General features: G+C 67.7%; 22 protein-coding genes and 3 tRNA genes. 8 read left to right on the forward strand and 17 right to left on the reverse strand.

The features are described from left to right. Window positions 1-3 precede the first annotated feature (3 nt). Window positions 4-1,185 (forward strand): sensor histidine kinase, encoded by a 1,182-nt coding sequence (locus tag ACZF5Y_RS11885; protein WP_497532845.1) that lies wholly within the window; start codon window positions 4-6, stop codon window positions 1,183-1,185. Then, window positions 1,182-1,823 carry a response regulator gene (locus tag ACZF5Y_RS11890; protein ID WP_497532846.1) on the forward strand — a complete coding sequence of 214 codons (642 nt, stop codon included), beginning with the start codon at window positions 1,182-1,184 and terminating at the stop codon, window positions 1,821-1,823. The genes ACZF5Y_RS11885 and ACZF5Y_RS11890 overlap by 4 nt, the downstream gene beginning before the upstream one ends. Here ACZF5Y_RS11890 and ACZF5Y_RS11895 read toward each other — a convergent pair. From ACZF5Y_RS11895 to ACZF5Y_RS11905, 3 genes are all read right to left on the reverse strand, one after another. After that, window positions 1,820-3,772: a glycosyltransferase family 2 protein gene (locus ACZF5Y_RS11895; RefSeq protein ID WP_497532847.1), complete on the reverse strand. Its 1,953-nt coding sequence runs from the start codon at window positions 3,770-3,772 to the stop codon at window positions 1,820-1,822. The two genes, ACZF5Y_RS11890 and ACZF5Y_RS11895, sit on opposite strands and share 4 nt — an antisense overlap. Window positions 3,773-3,957: 185 nt before the next feature. Next, window positions 3,958-4,974 (reverse strand): hypothetical protein, encoded by a 1,017-nt coding sequence (locus ACZF5Y_RS11900; RefSeq protein ID WP_497532848.1) that lies wholly within the window; start codon window positions 4,972-4,974, stop codon window positions 3,958-3,960. 363 nt (window positions 4,975-5,337) lie between these two features. Beyond that, window positions 5,338-5,655: a DUF7882 family protein gene (locus ACZF5Y_RS11905; RefSeq protein WP_497532849.1), complete on the reverse strand. Its 318-nt coding sequence runs from the start codon at window positions 5,653-5,655 to the stop codon at window positions 5,338-5,340. 269 nt (window positions 5,656-5,924) lie between these two features. On the opposite strand from ACZF5Y_RS11905, the gene ACZF5Y_RS11910 reads away from it, so the two are divergent. Beyond that, on the forward strand, window positions 5,925-6,881 hold the full coding sequence (locus tag ACZF5Y_RS11910) for a helix-turn-helix transcriptional regulator (protein ID WP_497532850.1): 957 nt from the start codon (window positions 5,925-5,927) through the stop codon (window positions 6,879-6,881). A gap of 57 nt (window positions 6,882-6,938) precedes the next feature. Here ACZF5Y_RS11910 and ACZF5Y_RS11915 read toward each other — a convergent pair whose 3' ends face one another. Beyond that, window positions 6,939-7,178: a hypothetical protein gene (locus ACZF5Y_RS11915; RefSeq protein ID WP_497532851.1), complete on the reverse strand. Its 240-nt coding sequence runs from the start codon at window positions 7,176-7,178 to the stop codon at window positions 6,939-6,941. Window positions 7,179-7,358: 180 nt separating this feature from the next. On the opposite strand from ACZF5Y_RS11915, the gene ACZF5Y_RS11920 reads away from it, so the two are divergent. Further along, window positions 7,359-8,333 carry an IS481 family transposase gene (locus ACZF5Y_RS11920; RefSeq protein WP_497532199.1) on the forward strand — a complete coding sequence of 325 codons (975 nt, stop codon included), beginning with the start codon at window positions 7,359-7,361 and terminating at the stop codon, window positions 8,331-8,333. On the opposite strand, the gene ACZF5Y_RS11925 is transcribed toward ACZF5Y_RS11920, so the two are convergent. Continuing rightward, window positions 8,330-8,755 carry a MerR family transcriptional regulator gene (locus tag ACZF5Y_RS11925; protein ID WP_497532852.1) on the reverse strand — a complete coding sequence of 142 codons (426 nt, stop codon included), beginning with the start codon at window positions 8,753-8,755 and terminating at the stop codon, window positions 8,330-8,332. The genes ACZF5Y_RS11920 and ACZF5Y_RS11925 overlap by 4 nt on opposite strands. Window positions 8,756-8,765: 10 nt before the next feature. Next, entirely contained in the window at window positions 8,766-9,191 is a 426-nt protein-coding gene (locus ACZF5Y_RS11930) for a hypothetical protein (RefSeq protein ID WP_497532853.1), read from the reverse strand. 107 nt (window positions 9,192-9,298) lie between these two features. Here ACZF5Y_RS11930 and ACZF5Y_RS11935 point away from each other — a divergent pair, with 107 nt between their 5' ends. Further along, window positions 9,299-9,517, forward strand: coding sequence for a hypothetical protein (locus ACZF5Y_RS11935; protein ID WP_497532854.1), 219 nt, complete (start codon window positions 9,299-9,301; stop codon window positions 9,515-9,517). Between the two features lie 50 nt (window positions 9,518-9,567). On the opposite strand, the gene ACZF5Y_RS11940 is transcribed toward ACZF5Y_RS11935, so the two are convergent. Together ACZF5Y_RS11940 and ACZF5Y_RS11945 are read right to left on the reverse strand one after the other, a co-directional pair. Continuing rightward, a complete protein-coding gene (locus ACZF5Y_RS11940; protein WP_497532855.1) occupies window positions 9,568-10,677 on the reverse strand; it encodes a fatty acid desaturase family protein in 1,110 nt (369 codons plus the stop codon). 175 nt (window positions 10,678-10,852) lie between these two features. Continuing rightward, window positions 10,853-11,275 (reverse strand): DUF1801 domain-containing protein, encoded by a 423-nt coding sequence (locus ACZF5Y_RS11945; protein WP_497532856.1) that lies wholly within the window; start codon window positions 11,273-11,275, stop codon window positions 10,853-10,855. 112 nt (window positions 11,276-11,387) lie between these two features. On the opposite strand from ACZF5Y_RS11945, the gene ACZF5Y_RS11950 reads away from it, so the two are divergent. Further along, a complete protein-coding gene (locus ACZF5Y_RS11950; RefSeq protein ID WP_497532857.1) occupies window positions 11,388-11,603 on the forward strand; it encodes a glycine zipper domain-containing protein in 216 nt (71 codons plus the stop codon). Here the strand turns inward: ACZF5Y_RS11950 and ACZF5Y_RS11955 are convergent, their stop codons facing one another. Beyond that, complete coding sequence (locus tag ACZF5Y_RS11955) at window positions 11,604-12,938, reverse strand: cryptochrome/photolyase family protein (protein WP_497532858.1); 1,335 nt, start codon at window positions 12,936-12,938, stop codon at window positions 11,604-11,606. Window positions 12,939-13,101: 163 nt separating this feature from the next. Here ACZF5Y_RS11955 and ACZF5Y_RS11960 point away from each other — a divergent pair, with 163 nt between their 5' ends. Further along, the gene (locus ACZF5Y_RS11960; RefSeq protein ID WP_497532859.1) at window positions 13,102-13,575 is read left to right on the forward strand and encodes a hypothetical protein; all 474 of its coding nucleotides are present in this window, start codon (window positions 13,102-13,104) and stop codon (window positions 13,573-13,575) included. Here ACZF5Y_RS11960 and ACZF5Y_RS11965 read toward each other — a convergent pair. The 4 genes from ACZF5Y_RS11965 to ACZF5Y_RS11980 form a co-directional block, all read right to left on the reverse strand. Next, window positions 13,509-14,087: a GNAT family N-acetyltransferase gene (locus ACZF5Y_RS11965; RefSeq protein ID WP_497532860.1), complete on the reverse strand. Its 579-nt coding sequence runs from the start codon at window positions 14,085-14,087 to the stop codon at window positions 13,509-13,511. The two genes, ACZF5Y_RS11960 and ACZF5Y_RS11965, sit on opposite strands and share 67 nt — an antisense overlap. 117 nt (window positions 14,088-14,204) lie before the next feature. Then, a tRNA-Phe gene (locus ACZF5Y_RS11970) sits at window positions 14,205-14,277 on the reverse strand. Window positions 14,278-14,342: 65 nt separating this feature from the next. Next, window positions 14,343-14,419: transfer RNA gene (locus ACZF5Y_RS11975), tRNA-Asp, on the reverse strand. A gap of 36 nt (window positions 14,420-14,455) precedes the next feature. Beyond that, window positions 14,456-14,528, reverse strand: a tRNA-Glu gene (locus ACZF5Y_RS11980). Window positions 14,529-14,754: 226 nt separating this feature from the next. Here ACZF5Y_RS11980 and ACZF5Y_RS11985 point away from each other — a divergent pair. Further along, window positions 14,755-16,830, forward strand: a complete 2,076-nt coding sequence (locus tag ACZF5Y_RS11985; protein ID WP_497532861.1) for a primary-amine oxidase — start codon at window positions 14,755-14,757, stop codon at window positions 16,828-16,830. A gap of 185 nt (window positions 16,831-17,015) precedes the next feature. Here the strand turns inward: ACZF5Y_RS11985 and ACZF5Y_RS11990 are convergent, their stop codons facing one another. The 4 genes from ACZF5Y_RS11990 to ACZF5Y_RS12005 form a co-directional block, all read right to left on the reverse strand. After that, the gene (locus ACZF5Y_RS11990; protein ID WP_497532862.1) at window positions 17,016-18,593 is read right to left on the reverse strand and encodes a zinc-binding metallopeptidase family protein; all 1,578 of its coding nucleotides are present in this window, start codon (window positions 18,591-18,593) and stop codon (window positions 17,016-17,018) included. Between the two features lie 138 nt (window positions 18,594-18,731). Next, on the reverse strand, window positions 18,732-19,724 hold the full coding sequence (locus ACZF5Y_RS11995) for a C-terminal binding protein (protein WP_497532863.1): 993 nt from the start codon (window positions 19,722-19,724) through the stop codon (window positions 18,732-18,734). Between the two features lie 149 nt (window positions 19,725-19,873). Then, a complete protein-coding gene (locus ACZF5Y_RS12000; RefSeq protein WP_497532864.1) occupies window positions 19,874-21,541 on the reverse strand; it encodes a thiamine pyrophosphate-dependent enzyme in 1,668 nt (555 codons plus the stop codon). Beyond that, complete coding sequence (locus ACZF5Y_RS12005) at window positions 21,541-23,217, reverse strand: amidohydrolase (RefSeq protein WP_497532865.1); 1,677 nt, start codon at window positions 23,215-23,217, stop codon at window positions 21,541-21,543. Before ACZF5Y_RS12005 ends, ACZF5Y_RS12000 begins: the two co-directional genes overlap by 1 nt. Between the last annotated feature and the right edge of the window lie 31 nt (window positions 23,218-23,248).

Here is a 23,248-nt window from a genome sequence, read left to right on the forward strand (position 1 = left end):
AGCGTGCCCGAAACCCCCGACGACCGCCGCGCACTTGCGCAGGTGATCCTGCCGTGCCTGGTGGCCGCCGGGATGACCGTGGGTATCATCGCCAACGCCGCCGAAGGCGCCGCGCTGCTCCCCTCGATCCTCGGCGTCATCGCACTGGCCGCGTGGGTGGTGCGCGCCCTCACCCATCACCCCAACACCCCGTTCGACCTCGCACTCATCCTGGTCATGGTCGTGTGCGGATCGCTCTCGGCACCGGGCACCCAGTTCCTCGGTTTTGCCGGCGCCATCGCCGGTACGATGACCGCGCTCTCGCAGATCGAGCGGCCGTGGTGGCAGGGCGTCTCCGCCGTGACGGTGGCGATTACCATTACGCTGGGGCTCGGCGCGGTCGGCGTGAGCCCCGTCGAGCTGGTCATCGGCTGCACGGGCACGCTCGCGCTCACCACGCTGTTCGCACTGCTGCGCCGCCAATCGCGTGCGCTGGCCCGCGCACAGCGCCAGGCCCTCGTCGACCAGGTGGCCGCCTCGCAGGCCCGGGCCGACACCGCGGCGTCGGAGGAGCGAGCCCGCATCGCCCGCGACCTGCACGACATCCTCGCGCACACGCTCGGTGGCCTGACGCTGCAACTCGATGCCGTCGATGCCGAACTTGAGGTCGGCGCCTTCGAGCCGGCGCGGGATCGCGTGCGCTCGGCGCATGCGCTCGCCGCACGCGGACTCGACGAGGCACGCGAGGCGGTGGCCTCGCTGCGGGCGGCGCCGACCGCGCTGCCGCGAGCGCTCGCCTATCTCGTCGATCAGCACCGCGAGCTCGGCGGTGCAGCGACGCTCCAGATCGCGGACCTCGGCGAGGTCTCCCCCGACGTCGCCGACGCGCTGGCCGCTGCCTGCCGCGAGGCGCTCACGAACGCTCGCCGACACGCTCCAGGCAGCGCAACGACGCTCACGGTCGCTCGAAGCGGGTCAGTGCGAGGCGCGAGTGCCGATGCGGGTGCCGCGACCGCCTCGAGCCCCGAGACCCCCGAGCGACTGGTGCTGCGGGCGAGCACTCCGCACGCCCCCGGAGCCCGCTCAGCGTCCGTTGGCGGCGGTCACGGCCTCACCGGCATGCGCGAACGCATCGAGCGCCTCGGCGGTTCGCTCCGCGTTGCCGACGGAGCAGCATTCAGCCTCGAGATCAAGGTTCCCGCATGACCGCGCCCATTCGGGTGCTCATCGCCGACGACCAAGACGATGTGCGCGACGGCCTGAGCACCGTGCTCTCCCTGATGCCCGATATCACCGTGGTCGGCACTGCCGCAGACGGACGCCGAGCGGTCGAGCTCGCACGCGAGACACAGCCCGACATCGTGCTCATGGACCTGCGCATGCCCGTGCTCGACGGAGTCGCCGCCACGGCGCTCCTCGCGCGCGAGCTGCCGGCGATCCCGGTACTCGTGCTCACGACCTACGCCGACGACGCGACCATCGCTCGAGCGCTCGCCGCGGGTGCGCGCGGGTATCTCGTGAAAGGCTCGCACCGTGGTGACATCGCGGCGGCGATTCGCACCACCGTCGCCGGTCAGGCGACATTCTCGGGAGACGTCGGAGCGCTGCTCGCGCGCAGCTTCGCGCCTCCGTCGCCCGTGGGCGAGCGGTTCCCCGCACTGACCCCGCGCGAGATCGACGTGCTCGCGCAGATGACCGTCGGGCGCAGCAACCCCGAGATCGCCGCGGCGCTGCACCTCTCGGTCGCAACCGTGAAGTCGTACATCAATACGGCGTTCGCGAAGATCGGCGCGCGAGATCGCGGTCACGCCATCGCGATCTGCAACGGCACAGCGGCAGACTAGCGCCACTCCGATCGATCGGCGACCGGCACGGGTATCGCGCCGGTGATCACCGGCACCGCCGCCCGCTTCTCGGTGACGTCGAACTCCTCGCGGTACGCTCCGACGAGCAACCGCGATTGCGCGACGATGGCGCTCATCGTGTTGTAGCAGAGCAGCGTCACCGGCAGCAGAATCCACTGCACGAGCATGCCGAGCGAGCGTCGCCTCGGCACTCCGTCGGGTCGCGCGGGGGTGAGCAGCAGGGTCAGCACGATGGTGATGCACACCCCGACGAGCGCGAAACGCTGCACGCCGCCGATCAAGCCCGGCAGATCGGCGGCGAACTGCGCGACCGAGAACGGGGGTGCGACGAGCGCGTGCGCGAACGGCGTCGGAATCGACCCGGTCGACGCGGCAAGGGCAGGAATGCCCGCGGAGAGCGGCAATCCGAGCACCTGCGAGACCCCGTCGAGCACCGACGCGCTCGCACCGGCTGCCTCGCGGAAGAGGATCGCGATAGGCGTGCCGACACCGCCCGACAGGCTGCCGACGATGATCGGAATCCAGGCACCGAACGCCACCATCGGCGCGACCGTCGCCAGCGTGACGTGGGAGTCGAGCAGCGTGATGAAGCGCCAGAGCGTGCGGCTGAACGGGGCTCGGCGATCCGACGCGACGAGCCGTGAGCCGACGAACGCGATATCCGATGCGCCGTAGGCCCACCGGCACAGTTGCGTGAACTGGGCCCGCAGCGTACGACCGAGCGTTTCTCCGAGCACGGCATCTTGACTGATCGGTATGTGGATGGCCGACACCTCGTAGGCGCCGTCGAAGTGAAAGTAGCTGCGCCAGTACTGATGACCGTCTTCGACGATCGTGCGCCGGCTCCAGAAGTCCATGTCGATGAGCGCCCGCATCGGCTGGGTGTGCGACGCGAAGTTGCGCAGGGTGCCCGGGCGCACGGTCGATATGAGGTTCCAGAGCGTATTGCCCGCCGCGATCACTCGGGTGGGGGCAGGCGCATGCCAGAGGTTGTTCACGAAGGTCGAGATCGGCTGATACGACCGACGAGCGCGATCGGGTGCGCACGTGAACGTGTAACTGACGTTGTCGAAGTACTGGGGGTGCACGCGGTTGTCGCAGTCGAGCGTCGTCACGAGCACCCGCTCGGCATCGATGTCGGCTCCGCGGAGCCAGCGCTCGAGCGCCCGACCGGCCCACGTGATGTTCGCGCCTTTACCGGGAAACTCGTCAGGGAGCCCCGCCGGGTGCTCAACGGTGAGAAATGCACGGAACTCGTGGCCGAAGTTGCGCTGCAGTCGCTCGACCGTCGCTCGCATCGCCGACCCGCCGCGCTCCTCGTGCGCGAAGACGACGACGAGCTGCTGCCCGTCGGTCGTTGACCGGACGAGCGAACGAATGCTCGGCTCGATCACGTCGTACGGTTCGTTGTACGCGGCGACGATGACGGCGTGCAGCAGCTCCGAGGGCAGCGGGAACGACGCAGGGTCGGCCGCGAGGTCGGAGCGGAAACGGCGATGCGCGGAGCTGAAGGGCCGCGGTAGCGATGCGATCGCTGGGGTCGGTGACGTCGGCGCGATGCCGAGTCGGGCGCGCACGATCTCGGTCTCCGTGTGGCGCAGGATCGCCGGCCAGTCGAGCGACTCAGCGGTCTTCAGCCGCCGAAACCCTCGAAGGGCATCGACACCGCCGCGTACCGCGCGCACCAGTGTCATGGCGATAAACAGCATGACGAACCCCATGCCGGCCCGCAGATCGATGAGCGAGAGCGCCACCGCGACGACGGGCACGCCAATGCTGAGCATGGCGGGCAGCATCTCGAAGAAGCGGTACTCGGGAGATCGGGCCCCGCGCGGAATCTCATTTTCGGCACGGAGGCGTGACTCCGGGCGATCGGAGCCCGAGATCGCCCCGGTCTTCTGCTGCGCTGCGGCCTGAACCTCATTCACCACACCGAGTGTATGAGCGCGTGAACTGGGAGTTTTCTCGCCAGCACCCACCGTTCATACTGAAGGGCTTGACTTCCGGCGCTCCCCATCCGCGCCGCATCAGCGGCGAGGCCCACTCGCGGCGCAGGCGCCCTCGACGCACGCGCCCGCGGCCTCCGAACGTTCGTCGAGGGTTTTCGAAACGTTCACCGGCGCGATCGACGCGCCACGACCAATGCACCGACACCGATCAGCGCCGTGCACCCGATCACCGCTGCGGCGAGCGCGCCACTCGCAATGGACGCGCCAGTGCAGGGAAGGGCGTCATTGGCGCTCGGCCGCTCGACGCCGTCGGACTCCGACGACGGGCCCTCCGCAGATTCAGCGGGCGGCCGCGCCGTGTTCCCGCCCGGCGATTGCGGGTCCGTGCCCGATGTCGCGCTCGCTCCCGTTGCTGGCGCGTCCGACGTCTCCCCGGGGCGCGGGCTCACGGGCCGGGTGCTGGTTCCCTGATCGCCGTTGTCGCTTCCGCCTCCGCTTCCGCCTGCCGTCGCGCCACCGTCGCTCGTCTCTGCACCGCTCTCGCCCACGTCTTCGAAGCAGGTGGACGGAATCGCGAACGACGAGCCGTTCTCCAGCGTGATCGCGGCGGGCTGCACCATGCTGGCCGAGGCCGCGGCGCGGGTGGTCATTCTGCTCTCACGGTCTCGACTCGGTTCTCCCAGCGAGCTGGGGTCCTGCGGCGTGCTCGGCGCCCCCGGCGCACCGGGCTCCCCTTGCTCTCCGGGGAGCCCCTGTGGACCGGGCACGCCGACCTCACCGGGGGTACCGGGTTCGCCCGCGGGCCCGACTGGACCGGCCACCGTCACGGTGCACACCGCGTCGATACCGGGGCATGCGGGTGCCCGCTGAGCTGGCGATTCGGCGTGCCTCGCGACCGCGATGGTTGCGATCGCGGCGACGGCTGCCCGCGTGGACTCGGGGTGCATGAGCGATCGCGACGCATCCGCATTCGGGGTTCCGGGCGGCCCCGGTGGCCCGGGAACCCCGGGTTCACCCGTCGGGCCAGGAGCACCCTTGATACCTGGCTCCCCCTGCTGCCCCTGGGCTCCGGGCAGCAGCACGACACAGACCTCCGCAATATCGGCGCAGTTCGGCGCATCATCCTCGCCGCGCACCAGGAACGGAGACGTCGCCGTGGCGACCATCGCACTGCGAACCACGTTCGCGCTCGCCTCGGCCGATGGGCCGCGCGGCCCGGTCTCCCCGGTGGGTCCCTGTCGACCGGGATCACCCTGCGCTCCGGGTTCGCCGGCGACTCCGGGTTCTCCGCGAGGGGCATCCGGCACGATGCACGAGGTGGGGTGCGGTGGAGCAGCGGAGGCCGGCGCAGGCGCGGCGATTCCCAAGACCGCGCCACAGCTCGCCGCTGCGATCATCATGGCCGTGAGCGCACCCGAAGCAGCGCGACTCCAGCGCCATCGTGACGGCCACGCGCGCCAATCATCGTGCATTGCGAACCCCCATTCGCACGATTCGTTCCCCATTCGACCGTATCCGGGGTGTCAGGCGCACGCAAGGCGGGCCTATATGAGGTCGGGGTTCTTCTGCGCGTATCGTACGGCGTCGTCTTCCGAGATCACCACCAGGCCCCGGTTGGAGTGCGAGAGTGCGATGAGCACTTTTACCCATGCAGGATTCAGTTCGGGCGGTCGGCTTCCCGCAAACCGAAACGCCACGGTCGTATAGGGAGACAACCAGACCGAAACGCGTCCACTGCCCTCGTCGGCCGACTTCGTCCAGCTCACGAAAAAGCACTCTTGCTTCTTCAACTTCTGCCCGATGACCATCTTGAGATGAGCCAGCAGGCGATCCTCGAACTCGTACTCAGTGCCCCCGTGCATCAAAAACCCCATACTGCCCAGTTTGTCAGTGGGTCGGTTCGGAGATGCGTCTCTTGAGCCTCGCCACGCAGAGCCGTACAGAAGACGCACGAACTCTTCGCACCCGCGCGCGAAACCGCGCCAGTATGCGGCTTCACGAGCACCGAAATGCCTTGCATATTTTGCTTCGTTTGAACACCCCTGCCGAGAGCTTTGTTGCACTCAATACGCTCGACCAGACGTGCACCTTCGCGCGTCACCGCGCAGCGCGAAAGGAACGTTCGACACCCGTGCCACCGACCGAGATTCGTCGCTTCCGTTCTACTGACGCGGCAACTGTTGCCGAGACCTGGGCGGAATACGCCCCCAGCTCGCAGCTCGTCAGCATCGACGACGATCGCAGCAAGCTTGAGTGGTTCTCCGCCACTGCGACCGGATTCTCGCTCGTGCGGTACGAGCTCTCGGCTCAGGTGGAGTCGTCAATCGCCCCCGAAGACCAGCTCTTTACGTGCAGTGTGCACTCGCCTCGCGGCGGCGCCGAAACTGATCGTCGCCCACTGCCGCATGGGCGGCCCTGGGCCTCGCACGGCCGCCCCGTGCGCGCGCAGTGGGAAGATTCTGCCATTGTGCACGCCATGGTCTTCGAGCGTGATCACGCACAACGACTGGCACGGCAGATGATCGGTGACGATGCGCTCACCATCCAGTTGAAGAAGCCGGAGGCCGTCGGCGACGCCGAAGCCGCGCAGTGGGAGCGCACCTTCTCCTATCTCACCGCGGCGGTGCTGTCGGGCGATGCGACGCTCGACCCCGAGACCGCGGTCGGCGCCGGTCTGCAACGGCACGCCCTGTGGACGATTCTCACGACGTTCTCGACGACATTCACCGATTTCTGGGAGAGTGCGCCGCAGCGCACGGCGGCCCCCGATACGGTGCGCCGTGCGCTCGCCTACATCGACGCCCACGCCCAAGACGCGATCACCATCGATGATGTCGCTGCGGCCGCGCACATCTCGACGCGCGGGCTACAGTACGCGTTCCGACGGTCGATGGAACTCACTCCGAGCGAGTATCTGCGCCGCGCCCGGTTAGCCGGAGCCCACCACGATCTGCTCGACGCGCTCCCCGGTGACTCTGTCGCGAGCATCGCCCGTCGCTGGGGGTTCTCGAACGTGTCACGGTTCTCGACGGCGTACCGCGTTGAGTTCGGCGTGCACCCCGGCCGCACCCTCGCAACAGATCGCTGACGCGCCGCAGATCGCCGACCCGCCGAACACCACTGACGCGCCGCGCACCGCACCCGGTTAAGCGCTCTCGTCGGGCGTCGGGGTCTCTTCGCCGGTCTCGGGGTGCCGAATCAGTTCGGGATTCTCTTGCCCGTAGCGGGGATTCTTCTCTTGCCCCTCCGAGCCGTAGTCTTCGGTCGAACCGTCGAGCACCGGGTGGTCGAGCGTATCACCCGAGCCGAAATCGTGGACGGTACCGCCGCCATTCGACGCTTCGTGCTCATTGGCGGGGTGGGGGTGGGTGTGTGATTCGGTCATGACGTGCTCCTTCCCAATGGGATATCCACGCTAGGTGCTGCGATGCGGCGGCGCCACGGGGTGACGCTCGATGCGCGAACGTGCTAGCTGTACTGACCCGGATCGTTGTTGACATAAGAGAAGCCCCCGGTGTCGAGTTGGAGCTGTCTAGTTCTACATCTCGAACCACGGAGGCTTCTCATGTCCCACGCTAACGCCCGACTGGCTCCCGCGGGCCGTTTGATCATGATTCAGCGCATCCAGTCCGGGCGTGCGGTCGCGCATGTCGCCGCTGAGATGGGGGTCTCTCGCACGACTGCGTGGCGGTGGTGGCGCCGATTCCGTGAGTTGGGGATCGTGGGCTTGAAAGATCGATCCAGCGTCGCGCACACGCATCCCAACCGCACCAATGCGTGCGCGGAGACTCGTGTGCGGATCATGCGTGAGTTGACCCGCCGCGGCCCGGTCTTCATTGCGGGCAAGCTCGGCATGCACGCCTCGACGGTCGGACGGGTGCTGCGCCGCCACCGGGAACCATTGCTGCGCGATATCGATCCCGTCACGGGAACTCGGATCCGCGCAGAACGACGATCCGCGAACCGATACGAGCACGATCATCCAGGCTCGTTGATCCATATCGATGTCAAGAAACTCGGCCGCATCCCCGACGGTGGCGGTTGGCGGCTACACGGTCGTCGCGAACGACCGAACCGGAAACGGGGACACGGGTACGACTATGTCCATACCGTGATCGATGATCATTCGCGTGTCGCGTACGCCGAGATCCACGATGATGAGAAAGGTGTTACCGCGGCTGGGGTCTTGGAGCGTGCGATCGCGTTCTATGCGTTGCTTGGGGTGCGGGTCGAGCGTGTCATCAGCGATAACGCTTTCGCATACCGGCACTCCGCAGTGTTTCGTGGTGTTCTTGACGCTCACAACATCGCGCAACGGTTCATTCGTCCGCATTGCCCGTGGACGAATGGGAAAGTCGAACGCTTGAATCGCACACTCGCGACGGAGTGGGCGTACGCGCGGCCGTGGGCGTCGAACGAGGATCGCCGGGCAGGGTTGACTGCCTGGCTCGATTATTACAACCTGGACAGGCCCCATCTCGGTATCGGGGGCCAATCTCCGATCGATCGCGTCAACAACGGTCGAGGTCAGTACAGCTAGCCGGCGCGACGCGGTGCCGGTGCGGACTCCGCGCCGAGCGCCTGCACGATCGGGCACGGCGCGTCAGCATCCACGCACTGCGCGTCAATCATGCCGGTGATCGCAGCGCGCGTGCGCTCAAGAGCTGCGATGCGGTCTTCGATCTCGGCGACCTTGCTCACCGCCGCCTGAGCGACTTCGTCGGCGGACGCCATTCCCGATCGTGCGCGTGCCGACAATTCGACGAAGGCCGAGAGTTCTGCCAGCGTGAAGCCGAGCTCTTGCCCGCGCCGCAGAAAGCGCACGAACACCGCATCATCGCCGTCGTAGGCGCGATACCCGTTGCTCGTGCGCTTCGGCTCAGCGAGCACACCGCTGCGCTCGTAGAACCGGATCGTGGACACCTTGACACCCGCGCGGCGCGCCAGCTCAGTGATCTGCATGTCTGGGACTCTACGCCGTGGCCACGCGTGATCGGTGCCAGGCCGCGACGACTGCGCTCCCCTGCACGGCACCCCATGCCAGTTCGAGCACAAGCATGATCCAGATCACCGGCGATGCGCCGGCGATCAGTGCGGCAATCATGCCCATGCTGAAGAATGCTCGACCCAGAGTGTCTGCGGCCCCCGCGAGCAGCGATGGCCGCACAATGCGGAAGAGCGCCCAGACAGTGACAAGACCGCCCATGAGATTCGCAAACATCACGGTGGAGGCATCCCCGGCGTCTGGCAGAGACCCGCTCACGCCGAGCGATGTTTGCAGTGCGGCGACCCCGGCGAAGATCAGCGGAGCTGAGAACGGGAAGGCGAAGCCTACGGTGACAATGAGGTCGTAGAGAGCGGAAGCGCGAACGATTCGGAGTGCGGAAGTGAGTGACATGCCGCAAGTGTTATCCCTGCACTACGGTGCAAGGTCAACCCGGCACGCTCATTGATCCCGTTGTCGGCGGCGGCGCGTAGCATCGGTCGCACGAGAGGAGCATCGATTTGGGCATCCGAGAAGAACACACGCTCGCGAACGGCAGCTCGCGGTTCGACGCGGCAACTGCGGAGGAGACGCTCCGGGAGCTCGACGAACAATATGCGAGTGGTGAGCTCAGTCGGCACGCGTACTTCGTGAAGAAGCGCGCCCTCGTTCGCCTGTTCGTGAAAGCGACCACGACCCCGCGGCGTACGCGGCGCGAAACCGAGTACGACGCCGAGTAGGCCGCTCGCTCCTCGTCACCTGGCGCCGACTGACCGGCGGCCGCGCGGGGTTACGCGCGACGGTACTGCGCCGTGATCGGGCAGTCGAAGGGGTCGCGGGCGGCAAGGCCGACCCGGTTCAAGTAGTCGATAACAATCGCGTACGAACGCCACAGCGAGGTCTCCGTGTACGGAACTTCGAGCGTGCGGCAGTGCTCGCGCACGATCGCGCGAGCACGAACAAGATGCGGCCGGGCCATGCTCGGGAACAGGTGGTGCTCGACCTGGTAGTTCAGCCCGCCCATGAGCCACGTCGCCCACCAGCCACCGCGAATGTTACGTGACGTGCGCACCTGCTTCGAGAAGAAGTCGAGCTTCGCATCATGCGCGATGACGGGCATGCCCTTGTGGTTCGGAGCAAAGGAGGCGCCCATGTAGACGCCGAAGACGGCCAGCTGCACCCCGATGAACGCGAACGCCATGCCGACCGGCAGCAGCAGGAACACCGGCACCAAAATCAGCGCGAAACGCGCGGCGATGATCGACAACTCAGTCCACCGCCCCGAGATCTGGCCTCGGCCGAAGAGGTATTTGAAACTGTGGAAGTGCAGGTTGGCGCCCTCGAGCGTCAGCAGCGGGAAGAAGAACCACCCCTGCCGTTTGGTAATGGCGCGACGCAGGCCGCGAGCCTCCACCGCATCCTCCTCGATGAACGAGATGGTGTCGACCTCGATGTCGGGGTCTTTGCCGACCTTGTTGGGGTTCGCGTGGTGGCGTGTGTGCTTCGAATCCCACCACGAATAGCTCATGCCGATGGCGCCCGACAACCAACGTGCGAGACGATCATTCGCCGGTCCAGTCGAGAGGATCTGGCGGTGGGCCGCCTCGTGAGCGAGAAACGCCGTCTGCGTGAAGATGATGCCAAGCGCACCGGCGATGAGCAGCTGGAACCAGCTGTCGCCGAGCAGAATGAAGCCGGTGACCGCTCCACCGAAGGCGAGCACGATCGCCGAGCCGACCAGCGAGTAGAACCAGGGCGCTCGCCGCAACAGCCCCGACTCGCGCACCACCTGCGACACGCTCGTGTAAGCCTTGGCGATCGGCGGGAAGTCGGCGGTACCCGATCGCGTCGGTCGCAACGGGCCGAGGCCATTCAGGGTACGGGCGATTGGAGTTGTCATGATCAGCACCGGTTCCGTTCCGAGCCGATCTGCGAACGACTCTGGGTAAGCCAAAGGCATACGCCGATCGCTGGTCCTACCGTAGCGCCTGCATCATGCAGCGAGCTGCATTCTGAGGCCTGCCAGGCAGACCCTCAGGTAAGTTTCCCCGCGCTCTCAGGGTGCGTGCGGTCGATTACTGCGCTGACCCGAGCGCAGCATCGCGGGTGCGCTCGAGCAGTTCCCGGAGTACAGCGCGGTTGACCGGCGCGAGCCGTGTCAGATACAAGCACGCCACGCTCGCGCGATGGGGGCCGAGGCGTTCGAGCAGGTCGGGCCAGCACTCAGCAAACCCCGAGGTGAGGTAGATGGTGTGCTTCGATGCTCCGGGCGCGAACGCGATCACGGGCATGCGACCGGAGTGGCCCGTGTCATAGGTGTACCCGACCTCACCGAATCCGATGATGCGGCCGGCCCACACCACGGGCGGCTCTCCGCTCACGGCACGATGCAGCTCCAGGAGTTCGTCGACCTCCGCGCGCCGCGGGCCGCTCGCTTTCGCAAGCACCTCGTCGACGGGAGCATCGGAAGGCGACATTGCCGGTTCCTTCGGTGACATGGTGCACTCCTTCGCATGTGGTGCCGCGGTTGCGACGCGTTGGCCCTCGCCTCCCTTCATTCTCCCCCGCAAGGGGGATGTGCGCAGGCATCCGGGCACGTAGGTTCGCCCTATGAGCACGCAACGACCGACGCCGCCGGAGCAGCGCGAGCCGTCTGACGACGACCCCGGTGCACGCCCGAACCGCCGGCTCGCCTACGGGCTCGTGTTCGGCGCGCTGGCGGGCGTCGTCATCGGCGCGCTCACCGACAACATCGGGCTCTGGATCACCATGGGGCTCTCACTGGGCATCTGCTTCGGAGTGGCGTTCTCGAACCCGAGCAAATAATCACCCGCCGTGACGCACCTGATCGTAGGCGGCGAGCGCCCGTGCGCGCGTCGCGCGGAGGTCGACGATCTCGGGGTACATCACGCTGTCTGACGCCCAGAGATTCACGTAGTGCCCATCGGGGTCGAACTTCTTCTGCTGCGTCGTCGGGTTGAAGATGCGGAAGTAGGGGGCCGCGTCGGCTCCGCACCCCGCAACCCACTGCCAGTTGAACGGGTTGCTGGCTTCATCGGCGTCGACGAGGGTGTCCCAGAACCACGCCTCGCCGATCCGCCAGTCAGTGAGCAGGTTCTTGGTGAGAAACGACGCCGTCACCATGCGCACCCGGTTGTGCATGTATCCGGTGCGCCACAGCTCGCGCATGCCCGCGTCGACGAGACCGTAGCCGGTCTGGCCCTGCTGCCAGGCCCGCAGCTGCTCGGGGTCAGGCTCTTTCCACGGGAAGTCGTCGAACTGCGCGTTCAGGCCGTGCAGGTGCAGCGGCGGGTTGTGAAACGTCGTGTGCCAGGCGAACTCCCGCCAACCGAGCTCTGACAGAAACGTGCCAACGTCTTTGCCCGACTCGAGCGCCCGGTGCCAGATGGTGCGCGGGCTGATCTCGCCCCACCGGAGGTACGGCGAGAGCCCCGAGGTGACGTCTTCGGACGGGAAGTCGCGCTGCGTCGCATACTCGCTCGTGGGGCCGTCCAAAAACTTGGTGAGGCGCAGCGATGCCGCACGCTCGCCCGGGGTCCACGTCTCGGCGATCCCGCCAGACCAATCGGGAGCCGTCGGCAGCAGTTCCCAGTCGTCGAGTGCGTCCGATGCCGGGGGCTGGGCGATGCCGCTCAGCGCACGCGGGCGCGGCAGCGGCGGGGGCGGCGCCGGCATGCTCAGGCATGCCCGCCAGAACGGTGAGTACACGCGGTAATGCCCGCCGGTCTGGGTCTCGATCGTCCACGGCTCGAAGAGCAGCCCGCCCGGTTGCGAGTGCGCGTCGACGCCGTCCGCGCGCAGCTGCGCCTTGATACGGGCATCGATGTGCCGCTCGGACCCGTAGCGGCGATTCCAGGCCACGCGATCCGCCCCCGCTTCACGCACCACGGCCGGCACGATCTCCTCAGCGCGGCCCCGCCGCAATACCAGCGGCACACCGTGCTGCTGGAGGGACGCCTGCAGCCGGGTCAGCGAATGGTGCAGCCACCACTTCGTCGCGCCGCCGAGGGCTCGCGTCTCGGCCGATTCCTCGTCGAGCACGAACAGTGCGACCACGCCGTCCGGGTCATCGGCGAGCGCGCTGAGCGCCGCGTGGTCGGCGAGGCGCAAATCATCTCGGAACCAGATCAGAGCCGTCATGCGTCAATCGTAGGGTTCGGGATGCCGCTGCCGCTCGGGGTTGCGCTGATGCGGTCGAAGCCATGTGCACCTCTCTCCGGCCGGTTCACCAGTGGGGTTGCTCACTCCCCGGCGCACCAGGAATGCTGGAGATGTCGCGTTTCATTCATTCGAGGGCAAGGCCATGGCGCCGCAGTCGCAGTCCTTCCCCGTTCCCTTCGTGCGCAGGCCACGAGACTGGGCCTTTGCAGCCGCTGCAATGATCGCCGCCGTCTGGCTTCTGGTCTGGGCGTTCGGCGGCCCCGCAGATTCCTCATCCGTGCAGCGCGACCTCATGCTCGAGGCGCAAACTGCCTCCGCCGAATCAGTGAGCGTGCGATACATCGTCGGCGAAGACGACGTCACCGAGACAGCCGAGCGCGTCTTCACCGAGGAGCGCCGCTCCGATGTCGGTCGCGTTCAGCTGATCGTGCGGCTCCCCGCTTCGGCGACCGACGATCGCACCGTGTCGTGCCGTGTGTCGGTCGACGCTACCGTCGTCATCGAGCGATCGAGCGACACCGGTTTCGTCGACTGCACCACCGAGATCGGTCAGTCGAAGCGCAATGAATCGCGAACTTCTGATGAGCTCGTTCGATCGCTCGCGAGCATCCCGTAGACCACAGTGTCTGTCCACTCACCCTTGCTCCACCAGTTCTGGCGCAGATGGGCTTCTCGGTGCATACCGAGACTCTCTGCGAGTTTCGCTGAGGCAACATTGCGCGGATCCAGCTGGGCCGCGACTCGGTGCAGCTCGTACGCCTCGAATGCCACGTCGAGCAGCGCTGCCGCAGCTTCACGCGCGTACCCTTTACCACCGAACGCCGGGTCAAGCGCCCAGCCAATCTCGGCCACACCGCGCTCGATGTCGGTGAGCCAGATCATGACGTCGCCGATCGCGGTTCCGTCGAGCTCAATGACCAGACCGAGCATGTGGGCGTCGCTGTCGAGACCAGTGCGCAGGATCCGCTCAGCAATCTTCGCCTGAGCGACCTCAGGAGTCCACGGATCATCAAGAAGGTACCTTGCGACGTCCGGCCGCGAATAGATCGCGTGGAAAGCGCCAGTATCTTCAGTGCGATACGCACGGAGCACGAGTCGATCGGTGCTGAGCGGGAGTTCAAGAGACATCACTCTCGAGCCTAACGGGCGAGCTGTGGCACTTCGGGCGAACCTCAATCAGACAAAAAAGAACCCCCGCAAGTAGAAGCCTTGCGAGGGTTCGGAGTGGGCGTAATACTCCCACAGTGGCTCCGACCGGCATCGATCCGGTGACCTTTCGATTTTCAGTCGAACGCTCTACCAACTGAGCTACAGAGCCAGGCATTCACCTTATGGCGATCGCCGGGAGATGAAGAAGCCCTTCCGAAGAAGGGCTTCTCACCTTGGCGACCCTGACGGGACTTGAACCCGCGACCTCCGCCGTGACAGGGCGGCGCGCTAACCAACTGCGCCACAGGGCCATAATGCATTGCTATTCAATTGTGTTTGGTGAAGCGTGACCCCAACGGGATTCGAACCCGTGCTGCCGCCGTGAAAGGGCGGTGTCCTAGGCCGCTAAACGATGGGGCCGAAGCAATTTCTCGCTTGCTACCGAGATGTAATCTTACGGGGACTTTTCATGCCGGTGCAAATCGAGCCAGCAAAAGCGGGATCTCTGGCGTGTCGCACTGGCAACAGGGATGCGAATTTCATGCATCGAGCGCCCGACATCCGCGGAAACACGGGCGACGCGACGGGGGTCACTCCCCCGTTCGGATCTTCCCAAATGTCTGTGGTCCGTGGCACCCTGAGAGCGATGCGACCGCGACGTCGCACCCCCGAGATCGCGAAAGATCGGAGCACCATGGCTTCCCACCCACTCGACTCCCTGTCCGCCGATGAAATCGCCGCGACCTCGGCGCTGCTCACCACCGAGCACCAGATCGATGGCGGGTGGCGTTACGCCTCAATCATCTTGCACGAGCCGCCGAAGGCGCAGGTGCTGGCGTGGGTCGAGGGCGACCCGATCGAACGCCGCTCCCTCTCCGTCGTCTGGAACAAGTCGAACAACGAGGTCTACGAAGCGATCGTCAACCTCTCTGATTCCACCGTCGAGTCCTGGGAGCACCGACCCGGCGTCACTCCAAACTTCACCGTCGACGAATACCACGACTGCGATGTCGCTCTGCGCGACAATGCCGAGGTGCGCGCGGTGCTCGAGGCGCGCGGCATCGATCCTGCCCTCGTGCTGTTCGACCTCTGGACGTACGGCAACGCCGTCATGCCTCCGCAGTGGCGCGACCGGCGCCTCGGCTGGGTCGACATCTGGAAGCGCGCGACGCCGCAGGGCAACCCCTACGCGCACCCGGTGAGCGGGCTCAAGATCATCGTCGACGTCAACACCATGGAGGTGCTGCAGATCGACGACGGGCACGACCGCGGGTTCCCCGAGGTCGACGCCGAGTACGTGCCCGAGTTGCGCGGCGAGCCCGAGCGACAAGACCTGAAAGCCCTCGACATCGTGCAGCCCGACGGGGTGTCATTCGGTCTTGACGGGTCGCGACTGCGCTGGCAAGACTGGGAATTTCGGCTCGGCTTCAACTACCGTGAGGGCCCGGTCATCTACCAGGTGAAGTTCAAAGACGGCGACGAGTACCGCGACGTCGCGTACCGCATGTCGCTGGCCGAGATGATCGTCCCGTACCGCGACTCGAGCTTCGACCACTACCGCCGCACCGCGTTCGACATCGGCGAGTGGGGCCTCGGCTACATGTGCACCTCGCTCGAACTCGGCTGCGATTGCCTCGGCGAGATCACCTACCTCGACGGGGTGCTGCCGAACACCGCGGGTGATCCGGTCGTCACGAAGAACGTCATCTGCCTGCACGAAGAAGATGACGCGGTGCTCTGGAAGCACGTAGACCCCGATGCCGGCACCGAAGTGCGCCGCATGCGCCGTTTCGTCGTCTCGGTGCACGCCACCGTCGCGAACTACGAGTACCTCGTCTACTGGCGCTTCTACCCCGACGGCAACATCGAGTGCGAGATTCGGGCGACCGGCATCATGGTGTCGACTCCAATGGAGGATCACGCCGCGACGCACGCCACCGGCACCGTCATCGACCAGCGCACCTACGCACCCCACCACCAGCACTTCCTGGTGGCCCGACTCGACCTCGATGTCGACGGCGACCGCAACACCGTCGTCGAATCCGATTCGCTCCCCGCGCCCATCAGCGACGCGAACCCGTTCGGGCTCGACCTGAACACGCGGGGCACCGTGATCGCGTCGGAGAAGGACGCCGGGCGCCTGTACAGCTGGGATCGGCAGCGCGCGTGGAAGGTGCAGAACCCCAACCGGCTCAACGCGTGGGGCGCGCCGACCGCGTACAAGCTCGTACCCACCGGATCGTTCCCGGCCATGTTCGACGAGTCGTCGCCGATTCTGCGCCGCAACCCCGTCATCGGCAACACGCTCTGGGTGACGCAGCACCACGACACCGAGATGTGGCCGGCCGGCGACTACCCCACACAGTCGGCGAACGACCAGGGCAACGGCATGAGCGTCTGGATCGCCGACGACGAGAACCTCGTCGACACGGACGTGGTGCTCTGGTACGTCTTCGGCATCCACCACATCACGCGCGCCGAAGACTGGCCGATCATGCCGGTCGACAAGGTCGCCTTCACGCTCAAGCCGTTCGGGTTCTTCGACCGCAACCCGTCGCTCAACGCCCCACGCTCGCAGCCCAAGGGCGGTGGCGCGTGCTGCGCCGGTGGCGCCGCGGGCGGAGCGGGCTGCACTTGCGACCACGGCCATGGCGGCGGCGGGCACACGCATGGGCACGGGGGTGACGTGCCCGGCCATAGCCCAGACGCGTCGGGCGCGTAGAGCCCGCGAGTCAAACGTCGAACCCCTCTCAAATTGCCGAGCCCCTCCAATCTGCACGCGCAGAAAGGAGGGGCTCGGCAACTTCGGAGGGGTTCGGTGAGTCTATCTGGCACAAGCCGCCGAGCAAACCGCCAAGCCAGCCGCACGACGAGCCGCCCGGCCAGCCGGCAGCCAGCCGCTCAGACCTACCAGTGGCGGTGCTCGTGCGTGCCGGCGAGGTCGGCGCGGTAGTCGGGCCAGGGGAGGTCGATCGGCGGCTCGAAGTCGGCGGGCAGCAGCGCGGGCACCGGCTCGGCCGCGGTGCGCTCGGCAAACTCGCGCTGCGCCTCCTCCAACACCGAATGCTTCGTCAGCAGGTCGAGGAACGTGCCTGCGACCGTCTTGCCCGCGGTCAGAATGGTCGGGGCGATCGTCTCGGGAATGCCGCCGAGCGCGTTCATCACCCACGACGGGTACGGGCCTGCGCCGGGCACAGGCTGCAGCGCGGGCCGCGACACGTAGAAGCGCACGAGCGGGGCGTAGTGGCTCATCTCGACGTAGTCGTCGCTGGTCCAGTTGCGCTGCCAGGCGGGCATGTGCTCGCGCAGCCCGCGCTCGGCCTCCTGCGGGGTGATGAGTTGCTCGGTCTCGGCGAGGAACGGCCGCTCACTCGGCGTCAGCCCGAGCGAGCGCTGCACCTCCTGCGCCACTGCGATCGCTTCGGGCCCGTAGGAGGGTGCTCCGACCTCTGACAAGTTGTCGAACAGCACGGTCGCCATCGCGTGGTTGGTGCGGCCGGGTCGGCTGCGGGCGATCCACCGCTCTTCGAGTTCGCAGTGGCCCATCGTCGCCGCCGCGGCCGCGTTGCGGTCGAGCACGGCGAGGATGTGCTCGGCCATTTCGATGTCGGGAGTACGCCACGAGAACTGGATGCGAGCGACGCGCTGCGGCAGGTTGTCGGCGGTCGCTTGGCCGTCGCTCAGGATCGCGTCAGAGAAGCTCCACCCGCCCGCCGCGGGCAGCATTGCGTCGAGCATGCTGCGCGACGCCGAATACATCTGCACGAGCGACAGGTTGGCGCCGGGCGCGCGGGCGGCCGAGTGCGAGGCCGGGATCGGGGAGTTCGGGTCGGCGCTCGAGAGCTGCCACTGCTCGGGGTGATCGCAGACGAACGAGTAGACCTTGCTGTAGTACGCACCGCACTGGGTATCCCAGCGCGCGGTGTTGCAGAGCGGCAGCATGTAGAAGGGATGGAACGACACGATGGCGTCGGCGTCGTCGTAGTAGCCGCGCAGGCCGTGCACGACCTTCGAGCCGTGCATCTTCTCGGCGGGCTCTCCGGTGTAGTGGAGGGTGCCGGTGATGCCGTGCTGCTCCATCGCGTGCTTCGTGGCGAGCACGCCTGCGAGCGTCGAGATGCCGAGCACCGAGTGCGGGTCGGTGTGCCCCGGGGCGAAGCGCGAGAGCCCCTCACGCGGGGCCTCGGCAGTGGTCGCGGCCTGGCTGTTGCCGGGCACGGCGTCGTACTCGGCGTAGGTGAGCAGCGTGGGTCCGTCACCGTTCGACCAGCGCGCGCTGAATGCGGTCGGCATGCCCGCCGAGCCGTCTTCGACATCGAATCCTTCGGCGCGGAGGCGCTCCACGTACCACTGCTGCGAGCGGTACTCGCGCCAGGCCGGCTCTGCGAGCTCCCAGATGTGCGTGTGCCACTCGGTGAGCTGCTGCAGGTGGTCGTCGATCCAGGTCTGCGCGGTGCGCTTCGCCTCGGCGGTGAGTTCGGTCACGATGACGGGTCCTTTCGAGTTGTATGGGGTCGGTCGAGCCGCCCCGTCACCGATCGGGCGCGGGGTGGTCGACAAGCGGAATGGGGCGGCAAGCAGTGGGTGCGGCAGTGAAGCGGGCGCCGCATCGCTGCGCGTAGCTCAGGACAGCCGGTTGACCGGTGAGTCGGGCGCACCCGTCTCGGCGTAGGTCGCGGCGTTCTGGGCCTGGATGCGCACGTACTCGGTTTCCGTGCGGGCCGAGAAGTAGGCGATGTGCGGCGTGAGTACGACGTCATCACGACCGACGAGTGGGTGGCCGGGAGCGGGCGGCTCTTCAGCGAGCACGTCGAGCGCGGCGGCCGACAGCTGCCCGGCGTCGAGGGCAGCGGCCAGCGCGGGTTCGTCGATCAGGGCGCCGCGCGACACGTTGACGAGCACCGACCCGCGGGGCATGTCGGCGAGGAACGCGGCATCGACCATGCGCTCGGTCTCGGGGGTGAGCGGCAAGTGCAGCGACAGCGCGTGCGATTCGCGGCGCACGGTTTCGAGGTCGGTACGAGTCACGCCGAGCGCGTCGAGGTCGGCGCGGATCTCAGGCGTATCGGGCAGCAGCGGGTCGTACCCGAGCACGCGGCCGAAGAGCGGCCCCGCGAGCCGCGCGAGCTCGCGCCCGATCTTGCCGAGGCCGACGATACCGAGGGTCGTCTCGCTGAGGCGCGGCGGGGCGACCTCGGCCCGTGAGTTCCAGTCTGCCGGGGTGGCCGACGCAAGATAGAACGGCAGCTGCCGGGTCGCGTGGAGCAGGATCGCCAGCGCGTGCGTCGCGACCTCCTCGGTGGCGGCACCGGGCACGTTCGTCACCCAGACGCCGCGCTCCGTGGCCGCATCGATGTCGACGTAGTCGAAACCCATTGACATGAGCGCGATGACCTTCAGATTCGGCAACGCCACGATGATCTCGCGAGTGATCGACGCGTAGCCGGGCAGCAGCACCTCGGCGTCACTGGCGCCCGCGATGATCTCGGCGGGGTCGCGGGTCTCCAGGAGGCGCACGGTGAACCCGGCGTCTTCGAGCAGCCGCACGCCCGCGGCCACATCGGTGTCATCGGTGTCGGTGTAGACCGCGATGCGGGGGGCGGGGGTCGCTGACATGGGGTGCTCGCTTCCGCGCGGGTCGCTGCCGCGCCGGGTCGGTTCGGGGTCGGTACCGGTGTTCGGTGTGGCGATCTGGGTCGGTGGAGTTCCGGATCGCGGTGAGATTCGGGGCGGGCCGAGCGGGGGCAAGGCCCGCCCCGAAACGGTTAGGCGGTGAAGGCCGCCTGGTCGATGTGGATCAGCTGCAGTCCACCGCCGGCGGTCGCGGCCGCGATCGCGTCGGCGAGCTCGGCACCCGTCGATGCGCGTCGGCCGGTGCCGCCGAACGCGGTCGCCACGGCGGCCCAGTCGGGCTGCACGAGGTCGACGCCCACGGGAGCGATGCCCGCATCGGCCTCGTTCTGCTTGATCTCGGCGTAGCCGCCATTGTCCACGACGATGACGGTGACATCGAGGCGCTGCTCGACGACGGTGATGAACTCCTGCATGGAGAACATCAGCGCACCGTCGCCGACGACGACGAACGCCGGGCGATCCGGAGCCCCGATGCGGGCACCGAGCGCCGCCGGCAGACCATACCCGAGGGTCGCATACGTCGCCATGTACGGCGTCGAGTTCGGCTGCGCGACGCGCAGCGTGTTGAGCAGGCCCCAGTATGCGATCTGCGAGGAGTCGGTCGCGACGATCGCGTTGGCGGGCAGCGCCGTCGCGATGCGCTCGGCGAGCACGGTGTTCGCCTCGGACAGCTCGGCCGACTCGGCGCGCACCTGGGCGATCGTCTCGGCGACAGACGCCTCCGCGCGAGCCCGGGCGGCGACGATCACGGCGGGCTCGGTCGCGATGCCGTCGAGTTCCGCGAGCAGCGCGTCGAGCGTTGCGGCCGCGTCGCCGACGAGACCGATCTCGATCTCTTGGTTCTTCGGCAGCTGCGATGCGAGAAGATCGATGCGGATCACGCGGCCCTGCGCCTCGAGGCGCTCGACCCAGAGCTCGGCCTCGCCGAGCTTCGAGCCGACCACCAGCAGCACGTCGGCCTGCTGAGCGCGCGAGCGCGCGGCGGCGAGGCGCAGGCTCGAGCCGATCGCGAGCGGATGCGACTCGTCGAGCACACCCTTCGCGTTCAGCGTCGTGACCACCGGGGCGCCGATGCGCTCGGCGACCGCGCGCAGCTGCTCCCCCGCGCCGCGCGATCCGCCGCCCGCGAGAATCACGGGCTCCCGTGCCGCTGCGAGCAGTGCGGCCGCGGCCGCAACCTGCACTGCGTCTGCTGCGGGCACTGGCGCGAATGCGCGCGGCGCGAGCGCGGCGGCGTCGAGGTCGGTCTCCTCTTCGAGCAGGTCGAGCGGAATCTCGAGATAGACCGGGCGCGGACGCCCGGTGGCGAAGAGTTCGAAGGCGTCGTGCACGGCATCGACGGCCTCGGCCGCGGTCTGCACGCGGCGACCCCATTCGACGATCGCCGAGGCGGCGCTGAGCTGATCCTTCGTCTCATGCAGCGTGCCCACATCGGCGAATTCTGCGCCGCGGGCCGGGCCCGGCGACACGATGATCATGGGGCGCGACTCGCAGTACGCGGTGCCCGCGGCCGAGAGCGCGTTGAGCAGCCCGGGGCCGCTGGTCGTGATCACGACGCCCGGCAGCCCGGTCTGCAGCGACCAGCCGTCGGCGGCGTAGCCCGCGCCCTGCTCGTGGCGGGAGGTGACCGGGCGGATCCCGAGCGCACTCAGCGGGCGGTACAGCTCAAGGTTGTGCGTACCCGGAATGCCGAACACCGTGTCGACGCCGTAGCCGCGCAGGGCCTCGATGACGACCCAGCCTGTGGTGCGCTTGGCGGCGGTCTCGGTGACGGCGGTGGCTGCGGAGACGGCGCTCATCAGCGTGCCTCGTCGGCGGCGAAGCGGCGGCTGCCGTCGACCCAGGTCTCACGGACCGGGATCTGCGAAATCTCCGCTCCGTCGACCGTCAGCGGGTTGGCACCGAGCACGACGAAGTCGGCGCGCTTGCCGGGGCTGATCGATCCGAGCTCGCTCTCGCGGCCCAACGAGATCGCGCCCTCAAGCGTGTGGCCGCGCAGCGCTGCCTCGGGGCTGATGCGCAGCGAGTCGGGGCCGAGCTGCGCGCCGCGGCGGGTCACGCGGGTCACCGCGGCCTGGATCGCCTCGAGCGGGCGGGGCTCGGCGACGGGGGCATCCGAAGAGATCGTGACCGGTACGCCGGCCTCGATGAACTCGCCGAGCGGGTTGAAGCGCTCGCCCGGGGTGCCGATCGCCTGCTCGACGCCCTCGCCCCAGTTGTAGTAGTGCTGGGTCTGGTTCACGGGGCGAATGCCGAGCTGCGCCATGCGCGTGATCTCTTCGGGCGTGGGCAAGCCGCAGTGCTCGATGCGGTGACGCGCGTCGGCGTCGGGTCGCTCGATGAGCGCCTGCTCGATCGCGTCGACGACGAGCTTGATCGCGGTCGGCGACTGCGCGTGCGTGGCGGTCTGCAGACCGGCGGCGTGCGCCTTGCTGACGAGCTCGGTGTACTCGCGCGGCTCGTGGTACAGCTGGCCGGTGCGGCACGGATCGCCCACGTAGCCCTCCGGGAAGTAGGCGGTCCAGCCGCCCAGCGTGCCGTCTGCGTACAGCTTGATGCCGGTCGCGGCGAGGAATGGGTTGCCGAACGGGCCGGTCAGGCCGAGGTCGAGCACCTGGTCGAGCAGGTGCGACAGGAAGTACATGGAGACGCGCATGTCGAGCGCGCCGCGGTCGGCGGCCTCGAGGTACGCCGCGAACTCGCGCTTCGACACCTGGGCGTCGCCGATCGCCGTGACGCCGCCGCGCAGGAACTCGCGCTGCACCAGGTCGAGCTGACGCTGGTGCTCTGCGGGCTCGTCTCCGAGGTGGAAGTTGGGCCCGTGGTGCCCGATCTTCACGCCGTGCAGGCCGGTGAGCACGTTGCACGCGGCGTCAGACAACTCGCCGGTGAGGTCGCCGTCGGCGTCGCGGAAGAACTCGCCGCCCTCGGGATTCGGGGTGTCGCGGGTGATCCCGAACTTCTCGAATGTGAAGGTGTTCACGACGCCGCCGTGACCCGACGCGTTCATGATGTACACCTCGCGGTCGGTCGCGATCTCGTCGAGTTCCTGACGGGTGGGGTGGCGGCGCTCGGTCAGGTTGCGCTGCTCGTAGCCGTAGCCGCGGATCGGCGCACCCGCGGGCAGCTTCGCCGCTCCCTCGCGCATGAGCGCGACGATCTCGGGAATCGACCCGGCCTTCGCCGGCGAGATGTCGATCCAGGTGAGCATCTGCCCGTACATGAGCGGGTGCGCGTGGGGGTCGATGAAGCCGGGCACGATGGTGGCGTCCGGGTAGTCGGCCCGCTCGGGAGTGAGCCCCGCGTCGGCAGCCGCCGCCTCGACGTCCGCGACGGAACCGACGGCGAGAATGCGCCCGCCGGCGGTCAGGAACGCCTCGACCTCCGGGCGTTCGGTGTCGACGGTCAGGATCCGCTGCGCGGTGACGATCGTGGGGATCGAATCGCGGGCGTCGTAGGTGGCGAGCTGTCGCACGGGGCTACTCCTTCAGTGGGTATTCAGTGAT

It is taken from the genome of Leucobacter sp. WKLB1, assembly GCF_059696215.1.

Excerpts from the sequence above, each read along its gene's own strand:
- ACZF5Y_RS11890 (WP_497532846.1), top strand. The coding sequence starts at position 1,182 with ATGACCGCGCCCATTCGGGTGCTCATCGCCGACGACCAAGACGATGTG.
- ACZF5Y_RS11950 (WP_497532857.1), top strand. The coding sequence starts at position 11,388 with ATGAGCACGCAACGACCGACGCCGCCGGAGCAGCGCGAGCCGTCTGAC.
- ACZF5Y_RS11985 (WP_497532861.1), top strand. The coding sequence starts at position 14,755 with ATGCGACCGCGACGTCGCACCCCCGAGATCGCGAAAGATCGGAGCACC.
- ACZF5Y_RS11905 (WP_497532849.1), bottom strand. The coding sequence starts at position 5,655 with ATGCACGGGGGCACTGAGTACGAGTTCGAGGATCGCCTGCTGGCTCAT.
- ACZF5Y_RS11960 (WP_497532859.1), top strand. The coding sequence starts at position 13,102 with ATGGCGCCGCAGTCGCAGTCCTTCCCCGTTCCCTTCGTGCGCAGGCCA.
- ACZF5Y_RS11930 (WP_497532853.1), bottom strand. The coding sequence starts at position 9,191 with ATGTCACTCACTTCCGCACTCCGAATCGTTCGCGCTTCCGCTCTCTAC.
- ACZF5Y_RS11965 (WP_497532860.1), bottom strand. The coding sequence starts at position 14,087 with ATGTCTCTTGAACTCCCGCTCAGCACCGATCGACTCGTGCTCCGTGCG.
- ACZF5Y_RS11920 (WP_497532199.1), top strand. The coding sequence starts at position 7,359 with ATGTCCCACGCTAACGCCCGACTGGCTCCCGCGGGCCGTTTGATCATG.
- ACZF5Y_RS11925 (WP_497532852.1), bottom strand. The coding sequence starts at position 8,755 with ATGCAGATCACTGAGCTGGCGCGCCGCGCGGGTGTCAAGGTGTCCACG.
- ACZF5Y_RS11940 (WP_497532855.1), bottom strand. The coding sequence starts at position 10,677 with ATGACAACTCCAATCGCCCGTACCCTGAATGGCCTCGGCCCGTTGCGA.
- ACZF5Y_RS11915 (WP_497532851.1), bottom strand. The coding sequence starts at position 7,178 with ATGACCGAATCACACACCCACCCCCACCCCGCCAATGAGCACGAAGCG.
- ACZF5Y_RS11945 (WP_497532856.1), bottom strand. The coding sequence starts at position 11,275 with ATGTCACCGAAGGAACCGGCAATGTCGCCTTCCGATGCTCCCGTCGAC.
- ACZF5Y_RS11955 (WP_497532858.1), bottom strand. The coding sequence starts at position 12,938 with ATGACGGCTCTGATCTGGTTCCGAGATGATTTGCGCCTCGCCGACCAC.
- ACZF5Y_RS11995 (WP_497532863.1), bottom strand. The coding sequence starts at position 19,724 with ATGTCAGCGACCCCCGCCCCCCGCATCGCGGTCTACACCGACACCGAT.
- ACZF5Y_RS12000 (WP_497532864.1), bottom strand. The coding sequence starts at position 21,541 with ATGAGCGCCGTCTCCGCAGCCACCGCCGTCACCGAGACCGCCGCCAAG.